At 60.1% G+C, this 10,110-nt stretch carries 16 protein-coding genes and 2 pseudogenes; 4 read left to right on the plus strand and 14 right to left on the minus strand.

Annotation, left to right across the window (positions count from 1 at the left end; translation table 11 throughout):
• From tnpC to AC1DUU_RS12805, 5 genes are all read right to left on the minus strand, one after another.
• Nucleotides 1–1,463: IS66 family transposase (gene tnpC / locus AC1DUU_RS12785; protein WP_476783794.1), on the minus strand; the 1,463-nt coding region annotated here is incomplete at its 3' end.
• 73 nt (nt 1,464–1,536) lie between these two features.
• Nucleotides 1,537–1,881 carry an IS66 family insertion sequence element accessory protein TnpB gene (tnpB, locus tag AC1DUU_RS12790; RefSeq protein WP_476783795.1) on the minus strand — a complete coding sequence of 115 codons (345 nt, stop codon included), beginning with the start codon at nt 1,879–1,881 and terminating at the stop codon, nt 1,537–1,539.
• Nucleotides 1,878–2,231, minus strand: coding sequence for a transposase (locus AC1DUU_RS12795; RefSeq protein WP_476783796.1), 354 nt, complete (start codon nt 2,229–2,231; stop codon nt 1,878–1,880). Before AC1DUU_RS12795 ends, tnpB begins: the two co-directional genes overlap by 4 nt.
• A 607-nt stretch (nt 2,232–2,838) precedes the next feature.
• Nucleotides 2,839–3,165, minus strand: a complete 327-nt coding sequence (locus AC1DUU_RS12800; RefSeq protein WP_476783797.1) for a hypothetical protein — start codon at nt 3,163–3,165, stop codon at nt 2,839–2,841.
• 12 nt (nt 3,166–3,177) lie between these two features.
• The gene (locus AC1DUU_RS12805) at nt 3,178–3,903 is read right to left on the minus strand and encodes a hypothetical protein (RefSeq protein ID WP_476783798.1); all 726 of its coding nucleotides are present in this window, start codon (nt 3,901–3,903) and stop codon (nt 3,178–3,180) included.
• Nucleotides 3,904–4,017: 114 nt separating this feature from the next.
• Between AC1DUU_RS12805 and AC1DUU_RS12810 the strand changes: the two genes are divergently transcribed.
• A complete protein-coding gene (locus tag AC1DUU_RS12810; RefSeq protein ID WP_476783799.1) occupies nt 4,018–4,356 on the plus strand; it encodes a hypothetical protein in 339 nt (112 codons plus the stop codon).
• Nucleotides 4,357–4,361: 5 nt separating this feature from the next.
• Here AC1DUU_RS12810 and AC1DUU_RS12815 read toward each other — a convergent pair whose 3' ends face one another.
• The gene (locus tag AC1DUU_RS12815; protein ID WP_476783800.1) at nt 4,362–4,508 is read right to left on the minus strand and encodes a phage tail terminator-like protein; all 147 of its coding nucleotides are present in this window, start codon (nt 4,506–4,508) and stop codon (nt 4,362–4,364) included.
• 45 nt (nt 4,509–4,553) lie between these two features.
• Complete coding sequence (locus AC1DUU_RS12820; RefSeq protein WP_476783801.1) at nt 4,554–5,036, minus strand: hypothetical protein; 483 nt, start codon at nt 5,034–5,036, stop codon at nt 4,554–4,556.
• Nucleotides 5,037–5,358: 322 nt separating this feature from the next.
• Between AC1DUU_RS12820 and AC1DUU_RS12825 the strand changes: the two genes are divergently transcribed.
• Nucleotides 5,359–5,868, plus strand: a complete 510-nt coding sequence (locus AC1DUU_RS12825) for a hypothetical protein (RefSeq protein ID WP_476783802.1) — start codon at nt 5,359–5,361, stop codon at nt 5,866–5,868.
• Nucleotide 5,869: 1 nt separating this feature from the next.
• Here the strand turns inward: AC1DUU_RS12825 and AC1DUU_RS12830 are convergent, their stop codons facing one another.
• Nucleotides 5,870–6,070 carry a hypothetical protein gene (locus tag AC1DUU_RS12830; RefSeq protein WP_476783803.1) on the minus strand — a complete coding sequence of 67 codons (201 nt, stop codon included), beginning with the start codon at nt 6,068–6,070 and terminating at the stop codon, nt 5,870–5,872.
• Entirely contained in the window at nt 6,057–6,233 is a 177-nt protein-coding gene (locus AC1DUU_RS12835) for a hypothetical protein (protein WP_476783804.1), read from the minus strand. Before AC1DUU_RS12835 ends, AC1DUU_RS12830 begins: the two co-directional genes overlap by 14 nt.
• A gap of 89 nt (nt 6,234–6,322) precedes the next feature.
• On the opposite strand from AC1DUU_RS12835, the gene AC1DUU_RS12840 reads away from it, so the two are divergent.
• Nucleotides 6,323–6,769, plus strand: a complete 447-nt coding sequence (locus AC1DUU_RS12840; RefSeq protein ID WP_476783805.1) for a Ros/MucR family transcriptional regulator — start codon at nt 6,323–6,325, stop codon at nt 6,767–6,769.
• Here the strand turns inward: AC1DUU_RS12840 and AC1DUU_RS12845 are convergent, their stop codons facing one another.
• Both AC1DUU_RS12845 and AC1DUU_RS12850 read right to left on the minus strand, forming a co-directional pair.
• Nucleotides 6,770–7,249 carry a DnaT-like ssDNA-binding protein gene (locus AC1DUU_RS12845; RefSeq protein ID WP_476783806.1) on the minus strand — a complete coding sequence of 160 codons (480 nt, stop codon included), beginning with the start codon at nt 7,247–7,249 and terminating at the stop codon, nt 6,770–6,772.
• A 914-nt stretch (nt 7,250–8,163) separates the two neighbouring features.
• Nucleotides 8,164–8,388: pseudogene (locus AC1DUU_RS12850) on the minus strand (anti-CBASS protein Acb1 family protein); the annotation flags it as partial.
• 96 nt (nt 8,389–8,484) lie between these two features.
• Here AC1DUU_RS12850 and AC1DUU_RS12855 point away from each other — a divergent pair.
• The gene (locus AC1DUU_RS12855; protein WP_476783807.1) at nt 8,485–8,784 is read left to right on the plus strand and encodes a PRC-barrel domain-containing protein; all 300 of its coding nucleotides are present in this window, start codon (nt 8,485–8,487) and stop codon (nt 8,782–8,784) included.
• Nucleotides 8,785–8,820: 36 nt separating this feature from the next.
• Here the strand turns inward: AC1DUU_RS12855 and terL are convergent, their stop codons facing one another.
• The 3 genes and pseudogenes from terL to AC1DUU_RS12870 all read right to left on the minus strand — a co-directional run.
• Nucleotides 8,821–9,258, minus strand: coding sequence for a phage terminase large subunit (gene terL / locus AC1DUU_RS12860; protein WP_476783809.1), 438 nt, complete (start codon nt 9,256–9,258; stop codon nt 8,821–8,823).
• On the minus strand, nt 9,171–9,800 hold the full coding sequence (locus tag AC1DUU_RS12865; protein WP_476783808.1) for a hypothetical protein: 630 nt from the start codon (nt 9,798–9,800) through the stop codon (nt 9,171–9,173). Before AC1DUU_RS12865 ends, terL begins: the two co-directional genes overlap by 88 nt.
• A pseudogene (locus tag AC1DUU_RS12870) lies at nt 9,797–10,110 on the minus strand (replicative DNA helicase); the annotation flags it as partial. The pseudogene AC1DUU_RS12870 and the gene AC1DUU_RS12865, both read right to left, overlap by 4 nt.

Genomic DNA, 10,110 nt, shown 5'->3' on the forward strand with positions numbered 1-10,110 from the left:
GAGCAGTATGAAGCACCATCGTCGCTACCGGCGAAGAGCGCATTCTTTCTGACGATGGTCTGGGGCCTGATTGCTCGCTCGACAATGTTGGAGTCGATTTCGGTGCGGCCGTCGGCGAGGAAGCGCTCGAGGGCCGCTCGCCTGGACGTTGCGTAGCGGATTGCCTCAGCAAGCTTCGATTTTCCCGAGATCCGCGGCAGCTCCTTTTCCCAGAGCTTGAAGAGCTCGGCCACGATGACAGTGGAGCGGTCCTGACGGGCGGCTGCGCGTGCGGCAGGAACCTGGCCGCGAACCTCCTGCTCGATGGACCAGAGTTCGGCCATGGTCGTGACAGTCTGCGTTGCGATTTGGGAACTGCCGTTGATGTGCAGTTCGTAAAATCGGCGACGTAGATGAGCCCAACAGCCCGCGAGGGCGACGGCCTCATTGGAGCCCGCTTTCGCCTTGGCGAGTTGCGTGTAGGCCGAGTAGCCATCGACCTGCAGGATGCCGGTGAAGCCGGCCATATGGCGGACAACGCAGTCGCCGCCACGACCATCCTCGAAGCGATAGGCGACCATGGGCGGGCTGGCGCCACCGAAGGGCCGGTCGTCACGCGCATAAGCCCATAGCCAGGCTTTTCGGACCTTTCCGGTTCCCGGCGCCAAGGTCGGCAGCGAAGTCTCGTCGGCGAAGACCCGCTCGCCCTGCTTGATCCGCTCCAGAATGTAGTCGGCGAGCGGCTTAAGCTCGAAGCCGACCTTGCCCATCCATTGTGCCATCAGCGAGCGGCTGAGCTCGACCTTGTCGCGGGCATAGATTGCCTCCTGCCGGTAGAGCGGCAGGCCATCGGCGTATTTTGAGACGGCGATCTGCGCCAGGAGCGCCTCGGTGGGGATGCCGCTTTCGATGATATGGGCCGGTGCCGGTGCCTGGAACACGCCATCGCGGTCCCGGTAAGTGTATTTCGGGCGACGGGTCACGATCACCCGGAACTTCGCCGCCGTCACGTCGAGACGCTCCGAGACGTCCTCGCCGATCAGCACCTTTTCCAGATCCTCGCAGCCGGCCGGAACCTCCGSCTCGATCACCTGCTCGACCCGCTCCAGATGCGCCGCAAAGCCCTTGCGCGGACGCGGTGCGCGTTTCGGACGCTCCTGACCGACGCCCTGCAGCTCCGCTTGGATGGCCGAAAGACCCGTCTCGATCTCGTCGAGCACGAAGGCGTACTGGTCGTCGTCCAACATCGCGCCGCCCAGCCGCTCCGAGCGCCGGCCGTAGCGCGCRCGCTCCAGCATCTTCACGATTGCCGTCAGCGTCGCGATGCGCTCGTCGGCAGCCTTGTTGATCAGGGCGAGATGATTGGTCTGTGCTTCCAGGTCGCTATTGCGCGCCTCGAGCCGGGCTGCTTGCCCAGCCATGGCCAAGACCATCGCTTTCAGCGCATCAACATCGTCGGGAAGTTCTGCAACGGTCGGCGACATGACCGCATTTCAGCACGGACAGAGCGATTTTCCCAATCGTTTCAATAGCGTGATTCACTTTGCCACAGCAGCATTAGCCGGCCGATAGCGGCCGCTTCACGGTCGGTGGCCGGACCTTCTTCCAATCCATCCCGTCGACCAGCGCCAGCAACTGGGCGTGGTTGAGCTGGACCCGGTTGTGGCCGATCCGCGGCCAGCAGAACTGCGATTTCTCCAGCCGCTTGGAGTAGAGGCAAATCCCCGACCCGTCCCACCAGGCGATCTTGATCCGGTCAGCCCGTTTCGCGCGAAAGACATAAAGCGAACCATTGAACGGATCTGCCCCAGAATCGCGCACCAAACCAAGAAGGCTGTCGGGACCTTTCCTAAAATCAACGGGATGACTGGCCAGATAAACCTTCACACTGGTCGGGATCATGCCGAGCGCACCGCTCGCAGAACGCGCCGCAGATGCGCTTCCTCGACATCCGGCCCAATCCGGATCCTCACCCCGTCGATCTCGACCTCGACGAGCCTAGACACGTCAATCGTGCCGCGGCCCGATGATGACAACTCGTCTGTGCGCCGCTCAGCCGAGTTCTTTCCCACGGCGATCGACCGCCAGCCAAACAGTTGGGATGGGCTGATCCCGATCTCCCGGGCCAAGGCCGAGATGTTTGCTCCAGGCTCAAAGCTCTTGGCCACCATCGCCGCTTTGAACGCATCAGACCAGCGCCGACGACGCGCAATTGGCGCACCTTCAAACGGAGCCGGAAASGCCTCAATCAAATGAAAATTTCTATCCGCAGGCATAGGCGTAGACATAGAACATGGCACCAATCTGGATCGCTCGTGCCAAATGTCGCCTGAAGCTTTACCTAAAACCAGATGGGATGCCCTTGGCGCTTACTCAGCAGTAGGCATACGGTTTCGCCATTTCCTCAGTGACCACGCGTCCTACCGTTAGAAAGCGGGACATGATCAATCCCACTCTTCATCATCTGCAATGAGTTGTGCGTTCTCAGCTAGCTGTGCAATCTGAAGTGCGCCCATGCCTATCTACGCCGACACAGTGATGTCTTGGAACTGCGCGGCGAGGTTTGAGGTGTTGAACCTGTTCGCTGAGGCTTGGTTGGCCGCTACATCGTGGAAGCGCATAGCGTTATTCGAATTCGGGGTCTACCGGCTCGGGCTCCGCTGTGGCAACCTCGGACCGTTCATTGCGCTCCCGACGCGTCCCCCCATTCTCGTCGAGCGTGTTGAGCCGGACATGCTGAGCGACGTGCTCAGCCAGCACCGGCCCTATTTCGCGAAAAAGCGGCTTCGTCCCCCAGCGCCGTATCGATCTGCTTGGCGATCCAGCCAGCAGCGAGGAGCTTGCCGACGTTGATCTTGGTCAGGGGTGAATTGGGATCACCGTCCAAGTTAGGCTGTTCGCCGTAGACCTCGGCCTTCTTCCGTTGGCAGGCGAGAGCAACGGCTTCTCCCATTTCCAGCCGACAATCGCTGCAGACAGGATCTCGGCGGTGTTGTCCTCGATCTTCGCGGCAGTGACGGTGTTTCGGCCCCCTCGAAGCGCACGGTTCTTGATCGCCCGCTCGACCTGCTTAACCCGATCATCTTCGAGGCTGACGCATTCGATGGTCAGGCCGATCGATGCACCGGTGGCAGGGTGCTTGATGTCGACGCTGATAGTCGACGGCTGAATGGCAAGAATGTCCATGATCTGCTCCGGTTATGCGGCGATGACGTTGGCCGTGCCGCCGCTTGTCGCGGACGCGGTGCCTGCGGGGTTGGTGACCGTCTCAACGACGGTGATCGCGGCGCCGAGGTCGCYGGCGACCGGGACATAGGTCGCACCAATTGCGCCTTTGATGTTGGCGGCACCCTTCTTCCACTGGTAGGTCAGCGCCGGCTCACCGGACCAACGACCGGCCACAGCGGTAAGCGTCTGGCCGACCTGGGCGATACCAGCGATGGCAGGCAGGCGAGAGTTGACCCGGGTTGACGACAATCTCCTTCTGCACAAGGCCGCGCGTGAACACTTCGAGATGAAGTCTTCGTTCCGGCCGTTCGGGCGCTTCGGGCCGGTCACCAAGCCGCGATTGAAGTAGACCGAGTTGGTGTGGCTCGCGTCGGGCGCGTCGGCGTCTTCGAATTTCGTCGCGTAGTAGAACTTGGTCGCCGCTGCAGCGTGCATGGCAATCTGGCCGGCGTCGATCGGGTTGCGGGCGCATTCGACGTCAGGATCGCCAGCGTTGCTGATGCCCTTCTGCTTCTGGGTGACGTCGGTCGCCAGCTCGTCGTAGCTGACGATGTTCGTGTTCATGCCGGTCTCGCCGACGGAACCGACGTTGCCGACCTCGATATAGGTCAGCGCCTCGAACTGTGCCTGGCTGAGATCGGCAGGCTGCGGCGTGGCGCAGATATAGAACTTCCTGCCCCTGTTGGTGTTCGCCATCGGGGTTGCTCCTTATCAATGGCTGACATAAAAACGGCCCCGCGCTAGCGAGGCCGGTTACCCGGATGGCCGGGGATGGTTCCCATTGCTGGATGGGCTTGTTAGGCTGCACCAATGAAGGTGAAAGCTCTCAGTTTTAGAGGGACAGCACTATTCCTCGCCCTCGCTTCGGCGACGGGTTGCGCGTCCCAAGGTGCTTCTGGCCGTGTCAATCAATCGCAATACGCTGTAACTTCGTGCAACGATCTCAACAACGCGATTGGCAAAACCTCGGCGAACATTTCGACGACGGCAATCAATCGCGGCAAGGTGAGCCAGTGGAATATTCCGTTCTGGGCACCGGGAGGCGCCAAGGCTGTCTCGGCAATCAAGAGCAGGCAATCAGCCAAGATCGACCAGTTGCAACAAGAACAGGCCGCCCTCATCACCGCCAGAAGACATCAGTGTAGCTGACTGCCCTACCCGAAGCACTCGTATCTGATCGTCACCGGGACATGCCAATGCGTGTCCTCGGCAAAGGCCGGCGCGACGTCTGAGGCCTTGGCTACCCTGACGGTGATACCGTCTCGGCGCATCGGCAGATCTGCCGGGAAATGCGAGGCCACTTTGCCTGCGATCTCCGTTGCCGCGGGTGTCCCTGCGCCYGCGAGTCAGATAGTTGCGCAGTTGATCGGGCTGGCCAGAAACCAGCTCTTGGCGCGCTCGGGCAACAGCGTGCCCTGAGATGCGGTGAGTCCGATCACCCCTCCCTCTCGCAGCCCTGTGACCCGGTTCACCCTGCCGACGACATCGAGCGCCGTCCGTGTCGAGTTGTCGCCTCGCTCCAAGCCAGCAGTAAGCGCTGTGCGAATGCCTTCCTGCTGATCGGCAATGATGTTCGAAACCATCGTGGTCGAGTGATACCGAAGCCAGTTCTCGGCCTCGACGTTGCGCGCGTCGAACCGGATGACGAAGCGGTGGCCTTCCGGGTCACGCAGCGCCGGCATCTGCTCGACAGTGGCAACACCGCCGCCGTTGAAAGCCTGCCTGATCGCCTCGTCCAAGGGGTGGAATGCCGCCTCGTCGAGATGCATCGCAGCAATGGCGCCGTTGATATCGCCACGCTCAAGGCATTCGACCACCCGCCGAAGCACGAAGTTCGACCGGATGTCGTCGATTGCTTCCAGGAAGGCAGCGCGAAGTGCTGGCTCGTACTGGCCGACGAGGATTTCATTGCTGCCGGGGAGTGAGGCGGACGAGCATTTAGACTCCTACGGAACTTTCCGCCGCCAAGTGAATTTGCCATCTATGACGGTGGAATTCTTACTCGCGCTAGCGTTGGTCGCGTACTTGATCGCGAGTGCGGCCTATTCCTAAGCTGCGCACCACGCCTCAATACAAGCTGTTCGGCTTGAGCATCCGAGTTTCGATAGATTTGCATCAATGCTATCCTCCTCAGCGAAAAAGAGATCGGCAATGATTCTGAGTGAGATTGTAAAGCGGTCGGGTGGCAACTTCGCTATTTTTGCCATCTGTGCATTTGTGCTCTGGATTTGGGCCACGCTGATAAATGGTCTTGCTCAACTCTTGCATCTTTCGACGCCTGACCGCCTGACAAGTGTCGCAACTTCAGTCGCAGAGTCATCCACGTTGCAGGCGATCGTCAGCATCTGGCTTCTCAMCGCCGCTGTTGCGATCGCCTTTCCAAGCATTTGGCGGCCACTATCCACGACCACAACGTTGATGTTCGACGTCGGCTACGGGGTCCTTGGAGCGCTTACAGGCTTCGGCTTAGCTATCGGGCTTTTCGGCGGCGGCTGGCATATCTTCATCTGGGCTTTGATCTACAGCGTGATCATTGCAGTCGGTTATGCGCTAGTTCGTTGGTTGTTGCCGCTTTCCGACATGCCGTCATACGGAAAGGGTCGTTGGGTTCTGACCTGTATTCTGTTCGTGGCGTCCCCTTTCATTCTTCTTTGGGGGTAGGTCAGCCCGCCACGAATGCAATGTACGACACAGCCGTCCCCGCCGCTGGCAATGGCCGCAAGTCCTTCATGACATGTTCGGCGCCGTCGATGACCAGCACGTCCGACATGGCAGGCTCTATGGCTGGCACGGCGAACGTGACCTGGTTGTCGGTGGCCACGATCAGCGTGCCATCGACGTATTTCTGCTCAACCCGGCGCACCGTGGCGTCGAGCGGATAGATGGTGACCGTCGGCGCCCGGCTCCCATGGCGTAGCTGGGTCGGGTTCGCCTGTGGTGGTGCGATTCAGCGAGACAACGCCCTGCTTGAACTCGGCAAGGAGTTCGGACGCCATTTCCTGCATCTCGGCGTAGAAACCGGTCATTTTGATCTATCGTCCTCAAAGCACCGGGGTTCCACTGCACTGGAATCTCAGGTAGGCGACATCGCGGAGTATTAACTTGGAGAGTATTGATGTCCGACGAGTTTCCGAATTCTAGCAATCTGCTCATTGAGCTCACCGCTGACATTGTCGCGGCATATGTTTCGAACAATCCAGTGCCCGTCGTAGAGCTTCCAGGCCTAATTGCGCAGATCCATTCCAGCATCGGCAAGCTCGGCACCCCAGCCGCACCGGCTGAAGAACTCACACTTCGGATGCCCATCAAGAAGACGGTCACGCCCGAATACATAATCAGCCTGGAAGACGGTAAGCAGTACAAAACGCTTAAGCGGCATCTTTCGGGATTGGGTCTGACCCCTGACGAATATCGCGCCAAGTGGTCGCTGCCGAGAGATTACCCAATGGTAGCTCAAAGCTACTCGGCAAGGCGTTCAGAATTGGCGAAGAGCCTCGGGCTTGGTCGCAAGCCTGCCGAGAAGACGCCTGTTAAGCGAGCCGGACGGAAACCGAAGGCATAGCTAAACCACCGAGATGCCCATGCCGACGGGTGTTGGCTCCAGCAGCGGAGCCAGCAGTCCGTCGATGACCGAAACTACAGGGCCGGCAATCGCACCCGTTGACTGTTCGCCCTGAGCAAAGAACTCGCGCTCGACGGTGTTGACTTTCTGCCGCTTCACGCGCTTGGCTGGGTCGGCGACCACCGAGAGCGAACCCGGTGCCCTCAGTTCGAGCAACGCTGCGTCATAGCAGGCGTTGACGACGCGCAGCGGGATCAAATCGGAAGCGAGCGCCGCACCGAATGCCGAAGCACCGGTGCGGGGCCATGCCCGTTCCTGCTCAGCGCCTCCCGTCGGCACTCCTGAGAGCCGCAGCCCATAACTGCCGTCGACGTAGGTGCTGCCTCGCTGGCGGGCCGCGCCAATGTCGCCAGCAGGCACGGTGTAGCCGGCGGCAAGGGCATAGGCGGTGAAGTCATCATTCGTTCCGTAGCCGGCCATACCCGATCCTTATCTTGACGAAGGCTCATGAGGCATTTTGTCTTTGCGACCAAAGGCCTAGCGCCTTTATTTCGTGACAATCACATTGATGGTGTGGGTGGCGCCACCACCGGCGCACCAGCAATGAGATAAGCCCTCTCGGTCCACCGAACAGGGTGCAAGGAGATACAAAATGATTGTCCGTCGGTTCTGTCAGTCTTGTGCAGGACCCATTCCACGCGCTGCTCCTCGCTGCCCGTGGTGCCTTAGAAGTTACGCGACTCCTCGTAGCCTTCCGGAACACCTGTTCGGAACGAACCGTGGAGAGGAAGGGCGGACACCCGATCGGATTGTTGATCCGGCGCGCTAGCCTTTTGGGCAGGTGCGTTACCGCACTTAGCCCTTGGCTTGCATAATCAGGCAGTCAGGCCCGGCAGTTTTCCGCCGGGCCCATTGGTCACGGTTGGGTAGCGAGCTCTTCGAGCAATGATCTCAGCCTTGTTGGCAGGCGTCTTGTCGCCGAGCAGCTTAGAGGCCGCCGATTTGAACGACATGAACGGCACGCTCTTGTCGTCGACCATGGCGAGGACATCGGCCGCAGTCTTTGGTTGATCGCCGTCGGCCGGTTCCGTCTTGGACTTACCGGCCGGCTTCATCTCGACACCATTGGCCTTCGTGCGATCGATGAACTCGTCCGAAACATCGCCCTCGATGTCGATGACGCGTTCCTTGCCGGGCAGCACATCCTCAGTTCCGCCCCACACCTTGAAAGCCTTGGTGCGATGCGTGTTGTTCTTGATATGGAATTTCATGGTCTCGTTCTCCGCCAGAGGGAGACAAGGGCCGAAGCCCCTTAGCTGTTGCCCACGGCCTTGCGCAGCACGTCGGGGCGTCGGCAGAAATACAGCGGGTACGAGTAGAGCTCGCCGCGCGTCCTGGGTGCTGTCGGCCTGCCTGTCACGCCAAGCACGCACGCTGTCAAAGGCCGGAATGTCGACGATCTTGCGGGGTAGCCAAGCGCCACGGTAGGCGTTGATCACTTGCTCGTCGCTCAGGATCGGCATCAAATAGAACGAGCTAGCCGCCTTGTCGCGATCGGTCCCGAGACGGGACACGAGGTTGGTCAGGCTGTCGCGGGCGAGAGCCAGGATATTGGCCATTCATTTTCTTTCCGGTGATCACGAATGGAAATCCGTGCGGAACGGTTCGCCAGTTCAGGGGTTAGAAAAGTCCCAGCCCCGAAAAAGGAGAAAAACATGGACCATACCAATCACGTACGCCTCGCCAGCAACGAGCTGAACGCTTCCATTCTTAAGGGTGCGGCTGTTTATGGCGCTGACGACGAAAAGGTCGGCAGCGTTTCGCATGTGCATGGAACCGGCGTTTCGAGCGAGATCGTAATCGACGTCGGCGGCTTTCTTGGCATCGGTGCCAAGCCAGTTGCTGTTGCGGCTACTGAGTTGGATTTCATGCGCGACGAAGATGGAGACGTCCACGCTGTTACGACATGGACGAAGGAACAGTTGAAAGAGATGCCAGAGCATCGCGATTACTGATGGATCAAGGCCCGGTTCTGCCGGGCCTTTTTCTACCTAGATGTTGTCCAGGGTGAACGTCGAGCCCAGCGCAAGCTCATTCAGAGCATCGGCGAAGGCATCAACCTGATCGTCATGCTGAGCATTCGGGAAAGAACAGACCTCATCGAGGAACGTTTCCTTCCATGACCCGCGCACCAGCCTCACATTGCCCGCTTCCGCCTGCGCCGACGCGGGTTTGGCGCGCACTGATTTCTCGCCCGTCGGCCGAACAGCAATCACGTCGTAGCCTGCCAGCAGCTTGACTTTGGTGGCGGCGYCGGCCGTACCGGCAGCGCCTGGGTCCTCTGGCATCCTGATCCTTACGTCCAACCCATCTTGGCTCGCCGTGTTCTTCAGGTTTTTCTCTACGTCGGCGGGCGACCAGCGATCGCGCTTGACATCCTCGACGTAGAAACACCACCGACACGAGCCATTCGAAGCCCGACGGACCAGTCAGGCTTTTTGCCTAGCTTCTGCACGGTTGCTGCAAAGTCCCACGCCCTGCATCGAACCGCGCCGACGGGGACCGCATCAACGATCTCGAAGTCGCCGCGCTGGAACATGCCACCGGAGCGAGGTGTCGGCCGCTGCTGGTATTGACCAGCATACGCATAAGAGCCCTTGGCCTTCTTGAGGCGTTCGATTTCAGTCGGCGGGAACCGCTCAGGAAACAGCAGCTCCCCGTCTTCTGTCCGAGGGTCCTCAAAGAACAGTTCGCCGCCAACATAGGTGCGGCAGACGGTTTCCGGTTCGAACTCCATGGGCAGGTTCAAGTGGATGAACCCGATATCGAGCTCCAGCGCCACCGCCGCGACGTCCTGCTCATGGAGCTGCTGCATGATGATGACGATGGCCGAAGTGGTCACATCGTTGAGGCGGTCGGAAATACCCTCTCGGAAGATGCGGACGGCAGATTGACGCTCCGTGTCGCTCTCTGCCGTTTCCGTCGAATGCGGGTCGTCGATCTTTACCCGATCGCCGCGGCCACCGGTCATCGAACTGAACGGGCGCGCCTCTCCATCATTGTCAGGTTGCGGATCCGTGTGTTTTCAATGCCGGTGCGCTGCGACACGATCTGGTCGGGCGACTGGTCGAACGACAGGATTTGCACCGGGTAGCCGAGCGAGGCGGCGTGGTCCACCCCCTGCATTGCCATCGACGTCTTGCCCTCACCGGACGCGGACAGCATGCCGACCAAGCTCCCGGCTTCCATGTCGCCGCCGAGAATGTCCCGCAACTGCACCAGGGGGAGCGGGATCGCCGGTTTCTTGATCCGGGCCGCGAACGATTCGAGGATCAAATCGA

The sequence above is a fragment of the Aminobacter sp. P4_H6_2 genome (genome assembly GCF_056400805.1).

Coding starts and splice junctions, on each gene's coding strand:
- tnpB (WP_476783795.1), bottom strand. CDS start 1,881: ATGATCCCGACCAGTGTGAAGGTTTATCTGGCCAGTCATCCCGTTGAT.
- AC1DUU_RS12800 (WP_476783797.1), bottom strand. CDS start 3,165: ATGGACATTCTTGCCATTCAGCCGTCGACTATCAGCGTCGACATCAAG.
- AC1DUU_RS12810 (WP_476783799.1), top strand. CDS start 4,018: ATGAAGGTGAAAGCTCTCAGTTTTAGAGGGACAGCACTATTCCTCGCC.
- AC1DUU_RS12835 (WP_476783804.1), bottom strand. CDS start 6,233: ATGACCGGTTTCTACGCCGAGATGCAGGAAATGGCGTCCGAACTCCTT.
- AC1DUU_RS12840 (WP_476783805.1), top strand. CDS start 6,323: ATGTCCGACGAGTTTCCGAATTCTAGCAATCTGCTCATTGAGCTCACC.
- AC1DUU_RS12845 (WP_476783806.1), bottom strand. CDS start 7,249: ATGGCCGGCTACGGAACGAATGATGACTTCACCGCCTATGCCCTTGCC.
- AC1DUU_RS12855 (WP_476783807.1), top strand. CDS start 8,485: ATGGACCATACCAATCACGTACGCCTCGCCAGCAACGAGCTGAACGCT.
- AC1DUU_RS12865 (WP_476783808.1), bottom strand. CDS start 9,800: ATGACCGGTGGCCGCGGCGATCGGGTAAAGATCGACGACCCGCATTCG.